A 19,008-nucleotide genomic window follows, 5' to 3' on the forward strand; every position below is an offset into this window, starting at 1 on the left:
TGCCTCAATTATCCTACAAGGTGGGGAAAAGTTGCTTGTCCCCGGCAGGAGATGTTCCTGGGTGGCGGATTACGCCCGGCGGATGCCCAGGTGGACGTGGTCGAAGTGGCCCTCCACACGCCAGAGCAGCTGCAGCCGGTAGTTCGCGCCGTTGATGCGGACGTTGTGGCCGTTGAACGTGCCGATGTTGCCCTGCGGGATGCCGTACTTCTTGGCAATCGCGCGGGCGAGCTGATCACCCCGGGCTCCCGCCACGCCGAAGTCCACCGCGAACGCCGTCTTGTTGCCGGTGTAGTGGTCGGACGCCGTGGACGAGCCGACGCGGATGGTGTCCGCGAGGTTCCGCTTCTGGCTGGTGACCGGAATCCCCATCGAGGCCGCGATGCTCTTGGCCGCGTTCGCCACCTTCTCGGAGCCGCCCCAGCCGCCGCCCGAGGTGACGCTCCCGCCGCCCACCGAGCCGGGCTTCTGGACCTTGCCCTTCACGTCGATGCCGAGCATGCGCCACGTCTTCGGGCCGACCGTGCCATCCGCCGGGAGCCCATGCGCACGCTGGAACTTCTTCACCGCGCTCTCGAGCTTCGGGCCGAAGACGCCATCGTTCGCGCCGTTGGCGAAGCCGAGCTGATCCAGCCGCTTCTGCAGCGCCTTCACGGGGGTTCCTCGGTAGCCCTCCTTCAGCGTGGGACCGGAGCCGGGGTTCTGCTTCGCCCGAGCCACCGTCTGCATGCGCTCCAGCTGCCCCTCGCCGATGCGGCCGTCATCCCCCAGGCCCTTGAAGCGCTTCTCGAAGGCCCGAGAGGCCCGCTGGGTGGCGCGATCGAAGATGCCGTCCACCTTCCCGGGGTTGAAGCCTGCCTTCTTCAGCAGCTTCTCGCTCGCCAGCACCGCCGCGGAGCGCTCACCCAGCGCCTGGGCGGGATCCGTCTTGCCCTTGGCCAGCGTGAAGGACTTCGCCAGCTTCGCCCACGTGCCCGAGCCCACCCGGCCCGTCTCCTTGAGGTCGGACTTCTGCTGGAACGTCTTCAGCGCGGACGCCGTGCGCTCGTCCCACACGCCGTCGGTGCGCTGGGGATCGAAGCCCGCCGCCTTCAGGTGCTTCTGGACGTTCTCCACCGCGCGCTTGGAGGAGCCCGGGCCGATGCCGCGCGTCCCGTCCGTGTTCTGCTTCTTCGCCGCCTCGGCGGTGGCCGCATTGAGCTTGCGGTGCTGCGCGTGGCCCTCGGTCAGCCGGCGGCGGTAGGGCGCATGCTGGAGCTCGTTCACCTCCCGCTGGAGCGACTGGAACGTCTTCTTGTCGACCAGGCTCGACTCGCTGTTCTTCTTGAGCTCCGGCTGGTCCTTCTTGAACTGGCGCACCGCCTCGGCCGTCTTCTGATCAAAGACGCCGTCGACTTTACCCGTGTCGTAGCCGAGCTTCTTCAGCCGCTTCTCGGCGTCGAAGGCGTCCAGGTTCTTCTGGCCCACGCCGATCGCGCCCTGGAAGCCCTTCTGGTTGCAGTCCGGGCAGCCGCTGCCGTGCTTGCGAGCGCGCTGCAGCGTGTGGTCGAGCTTGTTGAGCGTGCCCTGATCCAGCTGGCCCGTTGCCTCGAGGCCCCACGCCTCCTGGAACTGACGCACCGCCTTCGCCGTCTCCGCGGTGAACTTGTTGTCCTTCGTTCCCGGATCGAAGCCGACGGTCTGCAGCGCTCGCTCGAGGAATGCCACCGCACGCTTCTGGGCGCCTTCGCCCAGCGGGCCACCCTCCGTGAGGGCCTGCTTCATCAGCTGGCTGCCCAGCTGATCCCTTTGCTTCACGCTCTTGATCGACATGAGGGAACTCCAGGATTTCCGGTGATAAGAAACATTCTTACCTGATCAGTATCGTTTCTCAGAGCCTGAGAGTTGCGTGTGCCGCTCCCTTTCCGTCTCTCCTACACGGACGCAGAGCACGGCCGGTGAGGCGGGAGCGCGTGCCGGGGGAGCGCCCGGGCAACCTGTCATACAAGCAGACAGGTTGGGCCAGAGCGCTCCGCCCGGCCCGGGCAACCTGTCATACAAGCAGACAGGTTTGGCCCGAGTGCTCCGCCGGGGCGCACCCCTGTTAGGGCCCCCCATCGTTGGCGGCGGTACTACGGGAGGCGGTGGTAGAGCGGGAGGTGGGCGGGGGCAGGGTAGAGCGCGAACCAGCCGGTGTAGCCGACATCGGGGCTTCGGAGGATGACCTCGGGTGTCTTGTCGCCGGAGCTGGTGAGCTGGCTCGCACCCAGGCGGCCGAACTCTCCCTGCCGGAGGGCGAGCCAGAGGTTCCCCGCCTCATCGAACACGATCCCCTCCGGGAGCGCGGTGACGGCGAGGCCGACCATCACCGACGGCGTGAGGGTGACGGTGCCCGAGCCCTGCTGATCCGCTGGCGTGAGGCGAGCCAGGGTCCCGTTGAAGTTCACCCACAGGTTGCCCGCGCTGTCGAACGCCAGGCCCGCGGGCCCGCGGAGGGTGCCAATGACCGGCGGGGGCGTCGTGCCCTCAATGAGGAGGTCCGGGGCCGCAGTGGACGAGGCCGTGAGACGGCTCGCGTCGTAGCGGGCCACCCGGTCATCACCACTGAAGGCGACCCACAGGTTGCCCGCCGGGTCGAACGCGAGGCCCAAGGGGCCATCCAGGCCTGTGATCTCGACGGTGGGCGTGGGGCTGCCGCCCGTGGTGAGCTGCTCCCGGGTGTACCGGACGATCTTGTCGTTGAAGGCCACCGAGACCCAGAGGTTCCCGCTCGCGTCGAAGGCCAGCGCGCGGGCTCGGGGGAAGCCGCCCTCCAGGGGCCCGTCGTTCAGGGTGATGTCCGCGGCCTTCGTGCCCGAGGTCCCCAACGAGGCGGCGGGGATCCGGAGTACCGGCGGATCCGCGGTCGTGCCACCTACCACCCACAGGTTGCCCTCCCGGTCGAACGCGGAGCCCTCCGAACCCCCAGTCTTGGCGGCCACCGTGGCGGGCGGAGTCCCGCTGGTGCTCAGCAGGTCCGCGGCGTACCCCAGCAAGGGCTCCGTTCCGCCCGAGCCATTGCTGGTCCACAGCTTTCCGCTGCTGGGGATGGGCGCGTAGGTGACCGCGACCACGGTCGTCTTTCCCTCGCTCACGCAGACCGGATTGGGGGAGACCTCTGGACGGTACGCCGTCCTCACGAGCGGATGGCTCGCCGCGACGATCTCGGTGGTGAGGCTGTAGCTCCCCGCCGCCAGGGTCAGGGTCTGCGAGCTGGTGAGGGCCTGGGTGCCTCCCCGCCCCTGGACCGACACGCCCGCCGCCGTGGAGCCTGGCAGCCCGGTGACGTTCACCTGGAGCGTGCCGGTGCCTCCCTCTTCGGCGCACTCCGAGCCGCTTCCATCAGAGCCGCAGGCAGCGAGGAACAGCGCGGAGCCAAGAAGGCCCAGGAACCTGAGTCTGTGCATCAACCCTCCCCATGGATGTATGGGAGGGCACTCCATGCTCATGGTTGCCTCGCGTCAAGGATGGGGAACCCTCGTTGGACGCTTTGCGTCAAAGAATTGCCGAGGCGCACGCCCGAGGGGCCAGCAGCGAGGCGTGGGGCTGATCTCACCCGGGCCAACCCACCGAGTTTCGGCGGGTCGTGTGTTTGCCTCGGAATCTACCTACAGGGTATTGAGTCTGCTCCGGCCCATAGGGGGAGCACATGAGCATCCTCATCAAGAACGGACGCATCGTCACCGCCGTGGACGACTACATGGCGGACGTGTTCATCGAGGGGGAGAAGATCTCCCTCATTGGCAAGGATCTGAAGGTCCAGGCGGACAAGGTCATCGACGCCTCGAACCGGCTGGTCCTCCCAGGCGGCATCGATCCGCACACGCACTTCGACATGCCCTTTGGCGGCACCACCTCGGCGGATGACTTCGCCAGCGGGACGAAGGCAGCGGCGTTTGGTGGCACCACCACCATCATCGACTTCGCCATCCAGTCCAAGGGCGAGTCCACGATGAAGGGGCTGGACGCCTGGCACGACAAGGCCAGCGGCAAGGCCACGATCGACTACGGCTTCCACATGATCATCACCGACATGCCCGACGAGCGGCTGCCGGAGATGCGCAGGCTGGTGGACGAGGGCATCACCTCGTACAAGCTCTTCATGGCGTACCCCGGTGTCCTCTATGTGGATGACGGGACGCTGTACCGCACGTTCCGGCAGGCGGGTGAGAACGGCACCCGCATCTGCATGCACGCCGAGAACGGCATCGTCATCGACGAGATCATCAAGGGGGCCGTGAAGGACGGGAAGACGGCGCCCCAGTGGCACGCGCTCACCCGGCCCACGCGCATGGAGGCCGAGGGCGTGCACCGCGCCATCGCCATCGCCGAGGTGGCCAAGGTTCCCCTTTACATCGTCCACCTGTCCAGCTCGGACGCGCTGGAGCAGGTGAAGATCGGCCGGGCGCGCGGCGTGGACGTGGTGGCCGAGACGTGCCCCCAGTATCTCTTCCTGGACCAGAGCTACTACGAGCGCGAGGGCTTCGAGGGCGCCAAGTGGGTGATGACGCCCGCCCTGCGCGAGAAGTGGAACCAGGACGTGCTGTGGCAGGGCCTGAAGTTCAGAGATCTCGAGACGATCGCCACGGACCACTGCCCGTTCTGCTTCAAGGACCAGAAGGAGCTGGGCAAGGACTCCTTCACGAAGATTCCCAACGGGGCGCCGGGCGTGGAGAACCGGATGAGCCTCGTCTACAACGGCGGCGTGGTGGGCGGGCGCATCAGCCTCAACCGCTTCGTGGAGCTGACCTCCACGGCGGCCGCCAAGGCCTTCGGGCTCTTCCCGAAGAAGGGCACCATCGCCGTGGGCTCGGACGCGGACATCGTCATCTTCGATCCGGAGCGCAAGGAGACCATCAGCATCAACAACCCCCACACGCACCACATGCGCGTGGACTACAGCGCCTACGAGGGCTTCCAGGTTCAGGGCTTCACGGAGACGGTGCTCTCGCGCGGGCGCGTCATCATCGAGAAGAACGAGCTGAAGACGGAGCGCGGCGGGCAGTTCATCAAGCGCGCCCCGCACGGCTCGCTGCTGCGCTGATTCCCACTCCCACCCCTTTTCATTCCCACCCAGAGCGTCGCAGCAGAGGATTTCATGGCACGTAAGGTCATCGGCGGGCTCATCCAGATGTCCAACCCCATCAACGACCCGTCGGCATCTGTGCAGACGATCCGCGATGCGATGTTCGAGAAGCACCTGCCCCTCATCGAAGAGGCAGGCAAGCGGGGCACCCAGATCCTCTGTCTGCAGGAGGTCTTCAACGGCCCCTACTTCTGTCCCTCGCAGGACGCGAAGTGGTGCGATCTGGCCGAGCCCATCCCCAACAGCCCCACGGTGGAGCGGCTGAGCGTCTACGCCAAGAAGTACCAGATGGCGATGGTCATCCCCATCTACGAGCGGGAGATGGCGGGCGTCTACTACAACACCGCGGCGGTGGTGGACGCGGACGGCACCTACCTGGGCAAGTACCGCAAGAACCACATCCCGCAGACGAACGGCTTCTGGGAGAAGTTCTTCTTCAAGCCGGGCAACCTGGGCTACCCCACCTTCCAGACGCGCTACGCCCGCATCGGCGTGTACATCTGCTACGACAGGCACTTCCCCGAGGGCGCGCGCCTGCTGGGCCTCAACGGGGCGGAGATCGTCTTCAACCCCTCGGCCACGGTGGCGGGCCTGTCCCAGTACCTGTGGAAGCTGGAGCAGCCGGCGCACGCGGTGGCCAACGGCTACTTCATCGCCGCCAGCAACCGCGTGGGCACCGAGGCCCCGTGGAACATCGGCAAGTTCTACGGCACCAGCTACTTCTGCGATCCGCGCGGCAACATGATTGCCGTGGGCAGCGAGGACAAGGACGAGCTGGTCACCGCGGAGATGAACCTCGATCTGATCGAGGAGGTGCGTCGCACCTGGCAGTTCTACCGCGACCGCCGGCCGGAGACCTACGAGAACATGGTCAAGCAGCTCCCGTAGCCAGTTGAGTAGCGAGGTCCCTATCCCCAATGAGAGTCATGGAACCCAAGCGCTTCGAGCTGCCCCCTGGCCGCGCAGAGGAAGGCTTCAAGGACAAGAAGCCCCTCTACAACTTTGGCGAGGCAATGGCCGAGGCCAACCGTTGCCTGTACTGCTCGGACGCGCCCTGCATCAAGGCGTGTCCCACCGCCATCAACATCCCCGAGTTCATCCGGAAGATCGGCACGGGCAACGTGAGGGGGGCCGCGCGCACCATCCTCACCGCCAACATCCTGGGCCAGAGCTGCGCCCAGGTCTGTCCGGTCGAGGTGCTGTGCGCGGGCTCCTGCGTCTACACCGGCTGGGGCCGCGAGCCGATCAACATCGGCCGGCTGCAGCGCTACGCGGTGGAGAACACGCTCGCGAAGACGCCCGACCTCTTGAAGGCCAAGCCCCCCACCGGCAAGCGCATCGCCCTGGTGGGCTCCGGCCCGGCCTCCATCGCGGCGGCGGGCATGCTCGCGCTGGAGGGGCACACCTGCATCCTCTATGAGCGCAAGGCCATCCCCGGCGGCCTCAACTCGCTGGGCATTGCCCCGTACAAGCTCAAGAGCCCCGAGGCGCTCCGGGAGATGGAGTGGGTGCTCTCCCTGGGCCGCATCGAGCTGCGCACCGGTGTGGAGGTGGTGGAGCAGGCGAAGGGGCCGGGCCAGGTGGCCACCTCGGAGCTGCTCGCGTCCCATGACGCCGTGTTCCTCGGGCTGGGGCTCGGGGCGGACTCGCGGCTGAACATCCCCGGCGAGGAGGGAGAGGGCGTCCTCGGCGCCACCCTCCTCATTGAGCGCATCAAGACGGAGCCGGGGCTGACGCTCCAGGGCGTCAAGCGCGCCATGGTCGTCGGCGGCGGCAACACCGCGCTGGACATCGCCCACGAGCTGGCGCTGCTCGGCGTGGAGGTGGACATGGTGTACCGCCGCTCCGAGAAGGAGATGGGCGGCTATGTCCACGAGCTGGATGGCGCTCGCCTGGACGGCGTGCGGCTGGTGGAGAACCGCCAGCCGGTGGAGATCCTCCGCAAGGACGGCAAGGTGGTGGCCGTGAAGCTTGCCGCCACGCGCGACGGCAAGCCCGTGCCAGGCACCGAGGAAGTCGTCCCCATCGAGCTCGTCGCCATGGCCATTGGCCAGGAGCGCGCCACGGGCGTGGCGAAGGCCTTCCCGGGCGTGGAGCTGGACGCTCGCGGCCGGGTGAAGGTGGACGCCGCCACGCACCGCACCGGCAACGCCAAGGTGTGGAGCGGCGGAGACTGCGTCAACGGTGGGAAGGAAGTCGTCAACGCCGTGGCGGAAGCGAAGATCGCCGTCCTGGACATCCAGCGGCACCTGGCAGGGGAGTAAAGAGCGATGGCCGATCTGTCGATTGATTTCTGTGGGGTTCGCAGCCCGAACCCCTTCTGGCTGGCCTCCGCGCCGCCCACCAACACCGGCGACCAGGTGATGCGGGCCTTCGACGCGGGCTGGGGCGGCGCCGTGTGGAAGACGCTGGGCAACCCCATCGTCAACGTGACGAGCCGCTTCGGTGGCATCGACTACGGCAACACCCGGCTGATGGGGCTCAACAACATCGAGCTCATCACCGACCGTCCGTTGGAGGTGAACCTCCGCGAGATGCGCGAGGTGAAGCGGCGCTACCCGAAGCACACCCTCATCGCCTCGCTCATGGTGGAGACGAAGGAGGAGTGGAAGGAGATCATCCGCAAGGCCGAGGACACCGGCGCGGATCTCCTGGAGCTCAACTTCGGCTGTCCCCATGGCATGTGCGAGCGCGGCATGGGCTCCGCCGTGGGCGCCGAGCCCAAGGTGCTGGAGGAGATCTCCCGGTGGGCCATGGAGTTCGCCCGGGTCCCCGTCATCGTCAAGCTCACCCCCAATGTGGGCGACATCCTCGAGCCCGGTGAGGCGGCGGTGCGCGCGGGCATCCCGGCGCTCTCGCTCATCAACACCGTCAAGTCGATCATGGGCGTGGATCTGGATCGCATGGTGCCCCTGCCTCGCGTGGGCAACGCCTCCACCAACGGCGGCTACTGCGGCCCGGCGGTGAAGCCCATCGCCCTCCACCTGCTGTCTCAGCTCACGCGCCACCCGCAGGTCGGCAAGCTGGCCATCTCGGGCATCGGCGGCGTCTCCAACTGGAAGGACGCGGCCGAGTTCATCGCCCTGGGCTCCACCTCGGTGCAGGTGTGCACCGCGGTCATGCACTACGGCTACCGCATCGTCGAGGACATGATCGAGGGGCTCTCGAACTTCCTGGACGAGAAGGGCATGAAGTCCGTGATGGAGCTGCGCGGCCGCGCGGTGCCCGCGTACCAGGAGTGGGGCGATCTGGATCTGTCCTACAAGCTGGTGGCGAAGATCAACGAGGACAAGTGCATTGGCTGCCAGCTCTGCTACGTGGCCTGCATGGATGGCTCGCACCAGTGCATCCACCTGCCGGGGCGCACGGAGGAGGAGTCTCGCAAGGCCGGCCACACGCACATCCCCACGGAGATCCCCAACCGCGTGGTGACGGCCCAGGCCGGCACGCCCGGCGCCCGGGTGCCCTTCGTGCACGAGGAGGAGTGCGTGGGCTGCAACCTGTGCCAGCTGGTGTGCCCGGTGCCGGACTGCATCACCATGGAGGAGGTGCCCTCGGGCAAGCCCCCCGAGACCTGGAACGATCGGGTCGCCAAGGGGACGGACTTCGTGCCCGGCGGGCTGGATGCCACCCTGGCCGCGCGCGGGAGGAGCCGCTAGACCATGTCGCTGACGAACGAGGATCTCGCGGCCACACCGCCGGAGAAGCGCACCTGGGAGATGAAGCACTTCGCCGCGCTGTGGATTGGCATGGCGGTGTGCATTCCCACATACACGATGGCCTCCGGGCTCATCGATCAGGGGATGAACTGGTGGCAGGCCCTGCTGTGCGTGGGCCTGGGCAACCTCATCGTCCTGGTGCCCATGGTGCTCAACGCGCACGCGGGCACCAAGTACGGCATCCCCTTCCCGGTGTTCGCGCGAGCCTCGTTCGGCGTCATGGGGGCCAATGTCCCCGCGCTGCTGCGCGCCCTGGTGGCGTGCGGCTGGTTCGGCATCCAGGCGTGGCTGGGTGGGCAGGCGCTGTGGCAGCTCCTGCTGGCGATGGCTCCCGGGCTCGAGGGGCCGCTCACCTCGGCGGGAATGAAGGAGGCCATCGGCATCCACCCGGGTGAGCTCCTCGGGTTCGCCGTGTTCTGGGCGATGAACCTCTACTTCATCGTCAAGGGCACCGAGTCCATCAAGTTCCTGGAGCTGTATGCCGCGCCGTTCCTCATCGCGGTGGGCCTGGCGCTGCTCGGTTGGGCCTGGGTGAAGGCGGATGGCTTCGGGCCCATCCTCTCCCAGCCGTCGAAGTTCACGGACACCGGCTCCTTCATGGCCGTCTTCGTCCCCGGGCTCACGGCGATGGTGGGGTTCTGGGCCACGTTGTCGCTCAACATCCCGGACTTCACCCGGTACGCGCGCAGCCAGCGGGACCAGGTCGTCGGCCAGGCGCTGGGGCTGCCCGGGACGATGGTGCTCTTCTCCTTCATCGGCGTGGCTGTCACCTCCGCCACCCCCATCATCTTCGGCGGGGAGACGATCTGGGATCCGGTGAAGCTGTTGGGCCGCGTGGGAGGTCCCCTGGTGACGCTGCTGGCAATGGCCGCGCTGTCCATCGCCACGCTGTCCACCAACCTGGCCGCCAACGTCGTCTCCCCGGCCAATGACTTCTCCAACCTGGCGCCGTCGAAGATCTCCTACAAGATGGGCGGCATCATCACCGCCGTCATCGGCGCGATCATCTTCCCCTGGAAGCTGATCGAGTCCTCCGGTGGCTACATCTTCACCTGGCTCATCGGCTACTCGGCGCTGCTGGGGCCGGTGGCCGGCATCATGGTCGCGGACTACTTCCTGGTGCGCCGCCGCGAGCTGTCGGTGGAGGATCTGTACCGGCGCGGCGGGCAGTACGAGTTCAGCGGCGGGGTGAACTGGAAGGCGATGCTGGCGCTGGCCATCGGCGTGGCGGTGAACGTGCCGGGCTTCCTGGCCGAGGCCGTGCCGGGGCTGAAGGACTCGGTGCCTGGCTTCTGGCGCACGCTCTACACCTACGCGTGGTTCGTGGGCTTCCTGCTCTCAGGCGCGCTGCACTACGCCTTCGCCGCGCTCTCCGCGCCGCCCAGGTCCGCGGCCCGGCTCGAGCCGGGAGGGTAGCGGCAGCTCTCTGACGCTCAGGCCAGCCGCCGCCCGAGGAGATCAAAGGCCTCGAGCGGGAGCTGGCTCGCCGGAGTCCGCGGGTACTCGGAGTCCAGGAGGGTGAAGCACATCAGGTCGCTGCGCGGGTGGTGCGCCGCGAGCTGCCTGTCACGCAGCCGCCCCTCGAAGGTGAACCCCAGCCGGCGCGCGACTGCCGCGCTCTTCTCGTTCTCCGGCGCGCACATCAGGTCCAGGCGCTTCACCTTGTCGAACTCGAAGGCCGTCTTCACCATCGCCGAGGTCATCTCCGTCGCGAAGCCGTGACCGACGGCGTCCAGGCGGAGCCAGTAGCCCACCTCGAGCGCACCGATGCCGGCCCGCTTGAGCAGGAAGGCCTCCCCCAACATCCTCCCAGTCTCCGGCTCGAAGGCCCCGTAGCCGCGATCCTGATCCAGATCGAAGCTCCCGCGCAGCCTCCGGACGTGCGCGACGTGGGCCTCCAGGGGCATGACTCCCTCGGGATAGAGCTCCGCCAGGTGGTCCCCGCTGGAGTCCAGCGCATCCTTGCGGCGCTCCGCGTCGCCTGGCTCGAGGCAGCGCACGATGAGGCGGGGCGTTCGTAAGAGATAGGCAGGGGGCGGGGCGGTAGGAGTGCTCATGCGGGGGGTTCTACACAAGAAGGAGCAAAGGGTCAGGCACGATGCCCACTCCAACACCCTCCTCCGCCACATCCACCAGGGCGCGCCAGCGGAGGCCCGGCTGTTCCTGGTGGAGAGGGTGATGCCGGACGATGGCCAGCCCTCGCCCGTGCCGCTCATGGACCTCAACGCCCGGAAGCGCTGAGCGCTCTCCAAGGTCAGGCGGCGCGGACCCCGCTCTCCCTGCGCGAGAGCAGCTCCCGCAGCCGGCCAATGTCCATGGGCTTCACCAGGTGCTCGTCGAAGCCGGCCTGCAGGGCGTGGAGCCGGTCCTCCTGCTGGCCGTAGCCCGTCACCGCGACCAGGAGCATGCCTCGTCCCTCCTCCGTGGAGCGCAGCGCACGGGCCACCGAGTAGCCGTCCTGTCCTGGCAGGCCGATGTCCATGATGATCGCGTCGGGCCGCAGGCTGCGTGCCCGCTCCAGGCCCGAACAACCGTCCTCCGCCTCGAAGACGGTGTGTCCTTCCGCCTCGAGCAGGGCCCGCACGGCCTCCCGGGTGTCCGAGTGATCCTCCACCACCAGCACGCGCCGTGAGGGGAGCGCCGCCGCCGCCCAGGCTGGCCGGGTCAGCTCCACCGTTGCCAGCCGGGGTAGGCTCAGGGTGAAGGTGCTGCCGCGCGAAGGCCCTGCGCTCTCCGCGAGGATGGAGCCTCCGTGCAGCTCCGCCAGCCGTTTCACGAGCGTGAGCCCGATGCCCAGCCCTCCCTGGGCGCGGTCCAGCGTCTCGCTCACCTGGTAGAAGAGCTCGAAGACGCGCCCGAGCGCCTCGCGAGAGAGCCCCACGCCCGTGTCAGACACCTCGAGCACTGCCTGCTCGCCGCTCGCCCGGGTGGTGACGATGACGCGCCCCCCCGCCGGCGTGTACTTGAGGGCGTTGGACACCAGGTTGGTGATGATCTGATCGATGCGGCCCTCGTCGCCCTCGGTCCACACCGGCTCGACCTCGGCCACCACCTGATGGGCGTGGGTGCGCCCGGAGAGCTCGAGCGCGGTGATGGCGCGGCGCACGCTCTCGGCCAGGTCCACCGGGTGCTTCTGGAGGAGGATGCGGCCGCTCGTGACGCGCGCGACGTCGAGCAGGTCATCCACCAGGCGGGCCAGGAGCAGGGCCTGCCGCTCCACCAGCGCCCGGACGCGCTCGCGGCGCGGCTCATCCTTCACCATGGCGATGAGCTTGATGCCACTGGTGATGGCAGCCAGCGGGTTGCGCAGCTCGTGGCCCAGCATGGCGAGGAACTGATCCTTGGCGCGGTTGGCGGCCTCGGCGTCGGCGCGCGCTGCCTGCGCCGCGTCCATCTGCGCCCTGAGCGCCCCCTCTCGCTCCGCCACCTGCGAGGTGGCACGCGTGAGCGCCGTCCGCAGCCCCTCCAGCTCGGAGATGCCCGTGCTGCCCGCGTGGGCGAAGGCCTCGGGAGAGGCCGTGCTGTCGGTGGCCGCACGCGCCAGGCCGCGCAGGGGCTGGGTGATGCGGCGGCCCACCCACGCGGCCCAGCCCAGGGCGATGAGGCAGCACACCAGCCCCACGGTGAGCACCCCCAGCAGCGAGCGGTTCACCGAGGCGGAGAAGGTCGAGCGGGGAGCGGAGAAGGCCACCGTCCAGGGCGCCACCTGGGCGCGGGCATAGGCCGTGAAGGCCTCCATCCCATCCACTGTCACCGTGGGAAAGAACCCCTCGGGAGCGCTGCGGACGGTGTCCAGGAACTGCTGGTGGGCCGGCGTCCCGACATACTGGGAAGCACCCCGGCTGCGCGAGAGGATGATCCCCTCCGAGTCCACCACCGCGCCCACCCAGGCCTGGGGCACTCGCTGGTCGGACCAGAGCTGGTCGAAGTGCCGCACGTCATACGCCGCGGTCAGCACTCCGGTCAGCTGCCCCTCCTTGAAGACGGGCACTGCCACCATCACGGTGCGCAGGCCCAGCGCGCGGGTGGTGAGGAAGTCGGAGGCCGCTGGCTTCCCCGTGTCCACCACGGCGCGGAAGTAGGGCCGGTCCGTCGCGTCGGGAAGCACGCTGCCGAAGGGCCTGCCGGTGGTGAAGAGCGTCTTCCCCGAGGGGGCCAGGAGGTTGATCGTCATCCACGGCTGCTGCGGACGCAGCACGTCCTGGCAGGTGTCATAGAAGGCTCGCAGGTCTCCCTCTCGGAGCGATCGCTCGTGGGTGAGGACCTCCAGCGCGCGCAGGGACTGGCCCAGCTCGCGATCGATGGCCACTGCCAGGGCGCGCGCCGTCTCCCGCATCCCCCGCTCCTGGGCCTCGCGTTGCGCGCCGGTGAAGCGCACCACCATGGCCACCGCGAACAGCAGGACGGGCACCAGGATCCCCAGCGCGAGCAGCGCCAGATAGAAGCGGAGCGGGCGAATTTTCATGGGCCTCGCTCTGGAGCTTGAGAGAGTCCGTACATGTGGGAGTCCTCGGGGCGGGAGTGAGGGACTCCACGAAGCGCATCGTCCCCCCAGGACTCAGAGGGCCGCAACGCGCATTCTTACAGTGTGAGTTGCCTCACTCTTCCTGTGAGGCTGGAGGACTCGAGCAAGGAGGGAGCCGAGAGGGGGAAGTGGCCCGGTCAGCCGTTGGCCGCCTTCCAGCTGGCGAGGGCTGCGGCGGAGAGGATGAGCAGGCCCCCCACGATCAAGGAGGCGGTGAGCGGCTCACGCAGCAGCCCCACGCCCAGCACCACCGCCACCAGCGTGTCCAGCAGCGCCAGGACTCCGAGCGCGGAGAGGGAGATCCGCGGAATCAGCCAGTACAGGAGCTGGTAGGTGACCACCGTGCCGAGCAGCGCCAGCCAGAGCAGGGCGAACACCGCGCGGGGTGTCCAGTGCGCGGGCGCATCTCCCTCCAGCAGGAAGGACACCCCCAGCAGCGGCAGGGAGCTGCTCAGCGTCTGCACGCACACGAGCAGGTGCGGCGGAACGTGGGCCATGTGCCGCTTCACCAGCACGTTGGCCACGGAGATGAGCCCCGCCGAGCCCAGGATCAGCAGACACCCGAGCAGCACCTGGCTGGAGAGCGCCAGCGTGGCGAGCTGCGTGTGCTGCAGCACCACCACGCCCGCCAGCCCGAGCGCCGCGGCGAACAGCTTGCGCGGCGTCAGGAGCTGGTCCGGCAGCAGCGCCCGCCCCACCAGGAGCACCCAGACGGGGTAGGTGGAGAAGAGCAGCGCGGCCCAGCTCGAGGGAATCCACTGCTGCCCGACGAACATCATCCCAAAGGGGAAGCCGATCTGCAGGGTGCCCAGGCCGACGATGCGCCCCAGGGTGCCAGCGCCCTGCGCTCGGGCCTGGGTGCGGATGAACGGCAGCAGCACCAGCCCGGCTACCAGCATGCGGATGCCCACGAAGCGCAGCGGCGGCAGATCCTCCAGCCCCACCTTCGCTACGGCCCATGTCGAGCCCCAGGTGATGAAGCAGATGCAGTACGCGAGGACGATCTTCAGCGTGTCCGCGGGGCGGCGAGCCAAGGAGGAGGCCATGGGCACGCGGGGCGTCAGAATCCCCGGGGGGGCATGCTTGGGGAGCGCAGCAGCCAGTTGTCCCGAGGGTAGGTGGCGGTGCTGTCGATGAGGTGCACGGAGTAGGCGTGGCGGCTCTTCGATGAGGTATTGGCGCCGCTCTTGTGGGGCAGCAGGCCGTGGAGCACCACCAGCGTGCCCTTCTTCACCTCCAGAGGCACGAAGCCCTCCTCGGGCAGTGGCGTGGGGTCCAGCACCTGGAAGGCGGTGCCGCCACCTGGCGTGCGCACGAAGCGCTTCTTCAGGCCCAGCGCGTGTCCACCTGGCAGTGCCCAGAGGCAGCCGTTCTCCAAGGTGGCGTCCTCCAGGGCGAACCAGAAGCCCAGACAGGTGAGCGGCTGGGTGTAGAGGAACGTCGAGTCCTGGTGGCTCGTCACCTCGCCGCCGATGTGCGGCTGCTTGAAGATGTACATGGACTGCAGCAGCAGCGGCTGCTTCCAGCCCAGCTCGGTGGCCAGGGCCGCCAGCCCGGGCGCGCGGGAGAACGGGTTGAAGAGCGGATCCAGATCGTGCAGCGCGTGGCCGATCTTGTTGATGGACAGCGCCTTGTCCTGGCGCAGCGAGCCATCCGGCCGGAAGGCGTTCTCCTCGAAGAAGAACCGGATCTGGTCCCCCGAGCTCAGGAAGTACTCGTCCGAGGTTCGCGTCTGCTCGTGGGTGGTGAAGATGGAGACCGTCTCCGGCTGGAAGCCGGCCACCAGCTCCTCGGCGCGCGTCATCAACGCATCGCAAGCGGCCGCCGAGGCAAAGCCCGGCAGCACGAGGAAACCCTGTCGCTCGAAGTCATCGGCCCGGCTCATGCTTGCCCCCTGCGCGCGGCGGACCGTATCCGTTGAATGCTGGATGCTTCAAGCGTGGGCAGAGACAAGCAAAACCACGGCCTGCGCACGATGTGTGACGGAGTGTGATCAGTTTCAAGCCGAGGTGTGGCTCCCGCAGGTGCATGTGGGCCCCCCAGGCAATACCTCTTCTTGGGCCCTGGGGTGATGGGAGCGGGCGTGGGTATGGGTGAAGTTTTTCCAGGAGAGACGGTGGCCGTGCGGGGAGCCCCGCGGGGCCTGTTCGCGAGGGTGGCGAACACCCCGGTCAGCCCCGAGCCTCCCTCGGGGACGGTGGCGCTGGTCTTCACCGACGTGCCGGCAGCGACGAGGCTCTGGGAGCGGTGCCCCCTGGCCATGCGGGATGCCCTCGAGATCCAGGACACGGTGCTGCGGGCGGTGCTGGATCGCTGTGGCGGCTATGAGGTGAAGACGCAGAGCGGCTCCTTCATGCTCGCGTTCTCCTCGCCTCAGCAGGCGGTGAGCTGGTGCCTGGTGGCCCAGGAGGCGCTGCTGGAGGCCCCCTGGCCCCAGGAACTCCTCTCGCAGCCCGAGGCGGCGGAGGAGGTGGGGCCTCGCGGCCTCTTGAACCGGGGCCTGCGGGTTCGCATGGGCGTGCATGTCGGTGAGCCGGAGTGCCGCGTGGACGGGCGGACCGGGCGGGTGGACTACGTGGGCCGCGCGGTGAACGCGGCGGCGCGCGTGGCGTCCGCGGGCCATGGGGGGCAAGTGCTGGTGAGCGGAGCGGCCTGGGCCCAGGTGGCGGGCTCGACTGAGCTGCAGGGCCAGTCCGTGCGCCCGCTGGGGACGTTCCGCCTCCGGGGGCTGGACAGTCCGCTGGCGCTGGTGGAGGTGCTCCCCGCCTCGCTCTCCGAGCGGCGGTTCGGAGTTCCGCTGGTGCACCGGGAGCGGCAGGGCAACGTGCCGGCCGCGCAGCCCGATCTCATCGGCCGGAGCACGGAGCTGGAGACGCTGCGGCGGTGGTTCCGTGAGGGCACTCGGCTCGTTACCCTCCTGGGGCCGGGCGGCATGGGGAAGACGCGGCTCGCCACCCACTTCGGCGGGCTGGAGCTGGAGTCGTGCGCCTGGGAGGGCGGGGTGTGGCTGTGCGAGCTGGCCGAGGCGAGGACCGAGGACGCGCTCTGCCACACCGTGTGGCAGGCACTCGGTGTACCCCCGGCGCGCGAGACGGAGGTGCGCGATCCGGTGGAGCACCTGGGGCTCGCGCTGAATGGCTACGGGGATGTGCTGATCATCCTCGACAACCTGGAGCAGGCCACCTGGCTGGGGACGAGGCTGGTCGAGCGGTGGCTCGCGCTGGCTCCGCGTGCGCGCTTCCTCATCACCTCGAGGGAGGTGCTGGGGCTGCCCGAGGAGCGCCGGTTGGAGCTGGGCTCGCTGTCCCTGCCGGACGCGGAGGAGACGCGGCTGGAGGCGATTGCCCGCTCGGAGGCGGTGCGCCTCTTCGTCCAGCGGGCGCGGGAGGTGCGGGGGCGCTTCGAGCTGACGGCTGAGGAGGCGCCGCACGTGGTGGACATCGTCCGCCGGCTGGACGGCATCGCCCTGGCCATTGAGCTGGCGGCGGCGCGGACGGGCGTGCTGGGCGTGGGACAGCTCCGGGAGCGGCTCTCACGCCGCTTCGAGCTGCTGCGCAGCGGGCGGCGGGGGGCCTCGGAGCGGCAGGCCACGCTGCGCGGAGCGATCGACTGGTCCTGGAACCTGCTCGCGCCGGCGGAGCGGTCCGCGCTGGCCCAGTGCTCGGTGTTCCACGGTGGCTTCACGCAGGAGGCGGCGGAGGCGGTGCTGGAGCTTCCCGGAGGTGCCGAGGTCGTGAGGGAGGTGCTCCAGTCGCTGCGCGCCCGATCGCTCCTGCGCGCCTTGGAGGCGGAGGGGCCTGGCGGAGAGCTGCGCCTGGGGATGTACGAGAGCATCCGGCAGTACGCCGCCGACCGGCTCCAGGAGGTGGGGGGCGAGGCGGCGGTGGTGGCGAGGCACTCGCAATGGTACCTCGCGCTCGCTCGCGGCTTGAGGCAGCGGGTTCGCGGAGTGGGAAGCGCAGGGGCGCTGCGGCGGCTCGCGCTCGAGCGGGAGAACTTGTTGGCCGCCTGCGACAGTGCGCTCTCCCTGGCGCCCGCCACGCCACACTCCTTGGGGCGGGCGCTGGAGGCGCTCGAGGCGCTGGAGCCAGACTTCGTGACCCGTGGGCCCCTCTGCCTGTTGCTCGCCCGGCTCAATCGGGCCATCGAGCTGGCCGGCTCTTTTGAGGGTGCACCCGAGCCGCTGGCAGGGATCCGCGCGGTCCGGGGCCGTGTCCACCTGGAGGCGGGCCATCTCGAGGCCGCACGAGGAGATCTAGAGCAGGCCAGTGCCGCACTGAGCGCCAGTGGGGACAGGGTGGGGGAGAAGCGGGTGCTGGTGGATCTGTCCATCGTGACGCGCCACCAGGGAGATCTGGAGGCAGCGTGGGAGTTCATCCAACGGGCGCAGCGGCTGCCCTCGGGAGACGACCGGTGGCTGGAGGCGTATACACAGGGCAATCTCGGCCTCCTCGAGCAGGCCCGCACGGGCGCGGCGTCGGCCATTCCCCACCTTCGCGCCGCCCAGGCGCTGTTTCGCGCGGTGGGGGACGTGACGTTCGAGGTGAGCTTCACTACCTACTGCGCCGTGGCTCTCGGAGAGATGGGGTGTGTGAGTGAGGCGGTGGCGCTGGTGACTGGGGCGATGGCCCGAGCCGCCAGCGTCGGGGACCGTGCGGGACACACCCTCGCGCGGCTGCACCTGGGGTGCCTGCTGCTCGAAGAGGGACGGGCGCTGGAGTCGCGCGAGCACCTCACGGCCGCTGTGCGCATGGGGCGGCAGCTCGGCGCACGCTTCCTGGAGGCCATGGCAATGGGCGAGCTGGGGCGCACCGAGCTGGCCTTGGGGGATCTGGCGGAGGCGAGGCACTGGCTGGCGGAGGCGGTCTCCTCGTTGGAGGAGGTGGGGCGGTGGCATGCGCTCCGCTTCGCCGCGCACCGCGCCGCCGTGGAGGCCGTGCTGGGAGATCTCCCGGCGGCGCTGTCGAGCTTTGAGGCGCTGGAGGAGGAGCCCGAGGTCCGAGCCGATCCGGTGCTGCGCCACCTCGTGACGCTGCTGCGAGCGGCAGTGGATCTGGCGGTGGCGGACGAGGCGCCTGCGGACAGTGAGGAGGCGCGGCAGGCCCGAGAGGCGGTACAGTGCCGAGTGGAAGCTCTCCGCGGCACGCCGGGACGCGTGACCTCTTCGGACGTGCGTGGAGCGATGCGCTTCCTGGAGCAGCGGCTCTCTCGGCTCCCCATGTGAGGCGGAGGCTGAGGGAGCTGAGCCAAAGCACACGGGCAGACGGTGGAGCATCCATCGGCCCATGCCTCAGTCGATGAACGCCTCTCGGAGGCCGCCTGCACATGGGGGGTGTTGGTCAGTCCAGAGGTGACACCGGAGATGGCTCACACAATAGGAGGCGCTCAGGGGAGGCGCAGTGGCGCAGCGCAAGGCGTACTACCCACGCGACACCTGAGTGCGTGGGGCTCCCAGTCATCGTCGTGGCATGAGGGCCTGCCCACCCCTGACGCGGTGCCCCTGGGAGGGGGAGCGGCAACCGGTGGACGGAACACCCGGTGGGAGTCCTCCTCCTCCGCATGGCACGAACCTGTATGACAAGCAGTCCGGCTCAGGGAGGCCGAGTCCGACCGGAGCCCACTTGTGGATTGAGGCACAGAGCTTGGGTGGCCTTGAGGTG

13 protein-coding genes are annotated in these 19,008 nt (G+C 68.9%); 7 read left to right on the forward strand and 6 right to left on the reverse strand.

Going from position 1 to position 19,008, the window contains the following annotated elements; all coding sequences use genetic code 11:
- Positions 1–69: 69 nt before the first annotated feature.
- Both VD972_RS10290 and VD972_RS10295 read right to left on the reverse strand, forming a co-directional pair.
- Positions 70–1,812 carry a peptidoglycan-binding domain-containing protein gene (locus tag VD972_RS10290; RefSeq protein ID WP_324984626.1) on the reverse strand — a complete coding sequence of 581 codons (1,743 nt, stop codon included), beginning with the start codon at positions 1,810–1,812 and terminating at the stop codon, positions 70–72.
- A gap of 299 nt (positions 1,813–2,111) precedes the next feature.
- Complete coding sequence (locus tag VD972_RS10295) at positions 2,112–3,425, reverse strand: hypothetical protein (RefSeq protein WP_324984628.1); 1,314 nt, start codon at positions 3,423–3,425, stop codon at positions 2,112–2,114.
- 242 nt (positions 3,426–3,667) lie between these two features.
- On the opposite strand from VD972_RS10295, the gene hydA reads away from it, so the two are divergent.
- The 5 genes from hydA to VD972_RS10320 are packed head-to-tail and all read left to right on the forward strand — an operon-like array spanning position 3,668 to position 10,239.
- A complete protein-coding gene (hydA, locus tag VD972_RS10300; protein ID WP_324984631.1) occupies positions 3,668–5,062 on the forward strand; it encodes a dihydropyrimidinase in 1,395 nt (464 codons plus the stop codon).
- Between the two features lie 54 nt (positions 5,063–5,116).
- On the forward strand, positions 5,117–5,992 hold the full coding sequence (locus VD972_RS10305) for a nitrilase-related carbon-nitrogen hydrolase (protein WP_324984633.1): 876 nt from the start codon (positions 5,117–5,119) through the stop codon (positions 5,990–5,992).
- A 38-nt stretch (positions 5,993–6,030) separates the two neighbouring features.
- Entirely contained in the window at positions 6,031–7,368 is a 1,338-nt protein-coding gene (locus VD972_RS10310) for an FAD-dependent oxidoreductase (RefSeq protein WP_324984636.1), read from the forward strand.
- Positions 7,369–7,374: 6 nt separating this feature from the next.
- Positions 7,375–8,763 (forward strand): NAD-dependent dihydropyrimidine dehydrogenase subunit PreA, encoded by a 1,389-nt coding sequence (gene preA, locus VD972_RS10315; RefSeq protein WP_324984639.1) that lies wholly within the window; start codon positions 7,375–7,377, stop codon positions 8,761–8,763.
- A 3-nt stretch (positions 8,764–8,766) separates the two neighbouring features.
- Complete coding sequence (locus VD972_RS10320; protein WP_324984642.1) at positions 8,767–10,239, forward strand: NCS1 family nucleobase:cation symporter-1; 1,473 nt, start codon at positions 8,767–8,769, stop codon at positions 10,237–10,239.
- A 17-nt stretch (positions 10,240–10,256) separates the two neighbouring features.
- Here VD972_RS10320 and VD972_RS10325 read toward each other — a convergent pair whose 3' ends face one another.
- Complete coding sequence (locus tag VD972_RS10325) at positions 10,257–10,880, reverse strand: GNAT family protein (protein ID WP_324984645.1); 624 nt, start codon at positions 10,878–10,880, stop codon at positions 10,257–10,259.
- Here VD972_RS10325 and VD972_RS10330 point away from each other — a divergent pair.
- A complete protein-coding gene (locus VD972_RS10330; protein WP_324984647.1) occupies positions 10,879–11,064 on the forward strand; it encodes a hypothetical protein in 186 nt (61 codons plus the stop codon). The genes VD972_RS10325 and VD972_RS10330 overlap by 2 nt on opposite strands.
- Before the next feature lie 13 nt (positions 11,065–11,077).
- Here VD972_RS10330 and VD972_RS10335 read toward each other — a convergent pair whose 3' ends face one another.
- From VD972_RS10335 to VD972_RS10345, 3 genes are all read right to left on the reverse strand, one after another.
- Positions 11,078–13,288, reverse strand: coding sequence for an ATP-binding protein (locus VD972_RS10335; RefSeq protein WP_324984650.1), 2,211 nt, complete (start codon positions 13,286–13,288; stop codon positions 11,078–11,080).
- A 197-nt stretch (positions 13,289–13,485) separates the two neighbouring features.
- On the reverse strand, positions 13,486–14,394 hold the full coding sequence (locus VD972_RS10340; protein ID WP_324984653.1) for a DMT family transporter: 909 nt from the start codon (positions 14,392–14,394) through the stop codon (positions 13,486–13,488).
- 14 nt (positions 14,395–14,408) lie between these two features.
- Entirely contained in the window at positions 14,409–15,233 is an 825-nt protein-coding gene (locus VD972_RS10345; RefSeq protein ID WP_324984655.1) for a phytanoyl-CoA dioxygenase family protein, read from the reverse strand.
- 204 nt (positions 15,234–15,437) lie between these two features.
- On the opposite strand from VD972_RS10345, the gene VD972_RS10350 reads away from it, so the two are divergent.
- On the forward strand, positions 15,438–18,572 hold the full coding sequence (locus VD972_RS10350; RefSeq protein WP_324984657.1) for an ATP-binding protein: 3,135 nt from the start codon (positions 15,438–15,440) through the stop codon (positions 18,570–18,572).
- The last annotated feature ends 436 nt before the right edge of the window (positions 18,573–19,008 follow it).

Origin of the sequence: Hyalangium sp. (assembly GCF_035629615.1) — a bacterium.
Lineage (GTDB): Bacteria > Myxococcota > Myxococcia > Myxococcales > Myxococcaceae > Hyalangium.

Bases quoted from the DNA above. Each gene is read 5' to 3' on its own strand.
- VD972_RS10295 (WP_324984628.1), bottom strand. From the start codon at position 3,425: ATGCACAGACTCAGGTTCCTGGGCCTTCTTGGCTCCGCGCTGTTCCTC.
- VD972_RS10290 (WP_324984626.1), bottom strand. From the start codon at position 1,812: ATGTCGATCAAGAGCGTGAAGCAAAGGGATCAGCTGGGCAGCCAGCTG.
- VD972_RS10335 (WP_324984650.1), bottom strand. From the start codon at position 13,288: ATGAAAATTCGCCCGCTCCGCTTCTATCTGGCGCTGCTCGCGCTGGGG.
- VD972_RS10350 (WP_324984657.1), top strand. From the start codon at position 15,438: ATGGGTGAAGTTTTTCCAGGAGAGACGGTGGCCGTGCGGGGAGCCCCG.
- VD972_RS10305 (WP_324984633.1), top strand. From the start codon at position 5,117: ATGGCACGTAAGGTCATCGGCGGGCTCATCCAGATGTCCAACCCCATC.
- preA (WP_324984639.1), top strand. From the start codon at position 7,375: ATGGCCGATCTGTCGATTGATTTCTGTGGGGTTCGCAGCCCGAACCCC.
- VD972_RS10325 (WP_324984645.1), bottom strand. From the start codon at position 10,880: ATGAGCACTCCTACCGCCCCGCCCCCTGCCTATCTCTTACGAACGCCC.
- VD972_RS10330 (WP_324984647.1), top strand. From the start codon at position 10,879: ATGCGGGGGGTTCTACACAAGAAGGAGCAAAGGGTCAGGCACGATGCC.
- VD972_RS10310 (WP_324984636.1), top strand. From the start codon at position 6,031: ATGGAACCCAAGCGCTTCGAGCTGCCCCCTGGCCGCGCAGAGGAAGGC.
- VD972_RS10345 (WP_324984655.1), bottom strand. From the start codon at position 15,233: ATGAGCCGGGCCGATGACTTCGAGCGACAGGGTTTCCTCGTGCTGCCG.
- VD972_RS10320 (WP_324984642.1), top strand. From the start codon at position 8,767: ATGTCGCTGACGAACGAGGATCTCGCGGCCACACCGCCGGAGAAGCGC.
- VD972_RS10340 (WP_324984653.1), bottom strand. From the start codon at position 14,394: ATGGCCTCCTCCTTGGCTCGCCGCCCCGCGGACACGCTGAAGATCGTC.
- hydA (WP_324984631.1), top strand. From the start codon at position 3,668: ATGAGCATCCTCATCAAGAACGGACGCATCGTCACCGCCGTGGACGAC.